This window comes from Cellulomonas septica (assembly GCF_012396155.1).
GTDB lineage: Bacteria > Actinomycetota > Actinomycetes > Actinomycetales > Cellulomonadaceae > Cellulomonas > Cellulomonas septica.
Genome location: NZ_JAAXOY010000742.1, coordinates 1 through 1,609 on the forward strand (window position 1 = coordinate 1; position 1,609 = coordinate 1,609).

The 1,609-nt window shown below is 77.1% G+C and carries 2 pseudogenes; both read left to right on the forward strand.

What is annotated here, in order from left to right:
* Window positions 1-701: pseudogene (locus HGA02_RS18750) on the forward strand (LiaF domain-containing protein); the annotation flags it as partial.
* A pseudogene (locus HGA02_RS18755) lies at window positions 698-1,609 on the forward strand (hypothetical protein); the annotation flags it as partial. The pseudogenes HGA02_RS18750 and HGA02_RS18755, both read left to right, overlap by 4 nt.

Genomic DNA, 1,609 nt, shown 5'->3' on the forward strand with positions numbered 1-1,609 from the left:
CGCTCGTCCCGCCGCCCCCGCCCGCGCCGCGCAAGCCGCGCGTGCTCGGTCCCGGCGTCGGCATGGTCGGCTCGGTCGTCGCGCTCAGCCTCATCGGGCTCGCGGTCCTCCTGCTGGCCGACTGGACCGGCGACTTCGACGGACCCGTCGCCCTCACCGCGCTCGGCATCGGCATCGTCCTCGCCGGGCTCGGGATCATCGTGTCGGGCCTGCGCGGCCGCCGCAGCGGCGCGCTCGGCGCCCTCGCGATCGTCGGCATCCTCGTCGCGCTGCCCGTCGGCGCCGCCCAGACGAACGACTGGGTGTGGACGACAGGCCCGGACCGCCACCTCGACAGCGGCACCTACGTCGTGGACAGCCGCCGCTCCGCCGCCGACGGCTTCGACCTCGGGTTCGGCGACGCCGTGGTCGACCTGACCGGCGTCCCCCTCACCAGCACGACGCTCGACGTCCCGGTCTCGCTCGGCGCCGGCAACCTCACCGTCGTCGTCCCGGCCGACGCGGCCGTCGCCGCCGACGCCGAGGCCGGCGTCGGGACGGTCCGCTGGGAGCTCGACGGCGAGACGCGCACCGTCGACGGCCTCGGCATCTCGGAGCAGAGGTTCGAGGACGAGCAGACCCGCAACGGCACGACCCCCCAGCTCCTGCTGCACGTCAGCGTCGGCGCGGGCGAGGTCCGGATCATCGAGGAGCAGGCATGAGCACCGACGACACCCGCCACCAGCCGGAGCCGGCGACGGACCCGGACGACGCAGCCCTCGCTCCCGACGCGACCGCACCGCTGCCGCCGACGGACGAGCCGCGCACCAACACCGCCGCCGACGCCACGGACGTGGCCGACGACGCCGAGGTGGTCGAGGCCACGGGTGCGGCCGACGACGCGGACGTGCCCGACGACGCGGACCTCGTCGGCGCCACGGATGCGGCCGACGAGGCGGACGTGGTCGACGACGCGGACCGCGCTGACGACGCGGACGTGGCCGACGACGGGGGCGTGGCGACCGGGGCGAGCGCAGACCTCGCGGCCGAGGCGGGCGGGACCCAGCCCCTCTCCCGGGCGGACGAGACCCAGCCGCTGCCTCCGGCGGACGAGACCGAGGTGCTGCCCGTGGCGGACGAGACCCAGGTGCTGCCGGCCATGACGAAGGACCGCCCGGTGCGGGACGACGAGCCGGCCGTCGCGCAGGACGGGCACACCCGCCCGCTCCCGCCGAGCCAGGACGCTCGTCCGCCGCTGATCGACGAGCTCGCGAGCCTGTCGACGCCCCCGCCGGAGTCCCGACCGGCCCCGGCCTCCACCCCGCTCCCGGTCTCGGCCCCGCTTCCGGCCGCGGCCCCGAGTCCGACGCCGGCCACGTCGGGCACCTCCGCGACGGTCACCTCCCCGGCCGTCACGGAGCCGGAGAAGGAGCCGCGGGCACGGCTGCGGGTCGGGACCGTCGTCTGGGGCCTCGTCCTCGCGGCGATCGGCGTGGGGATCCTCGCGTGGGCGTCGGGGCTCGCGATCGACCTGCAGCTCGCGCTGATCGTGCTGCTCGCGGTCGCGGGCGCGGCGCTGCTCGTCGGGTCGCTGCTCTCGGCAGCCCGCAGCTCACGCCAGGCGGCCGCC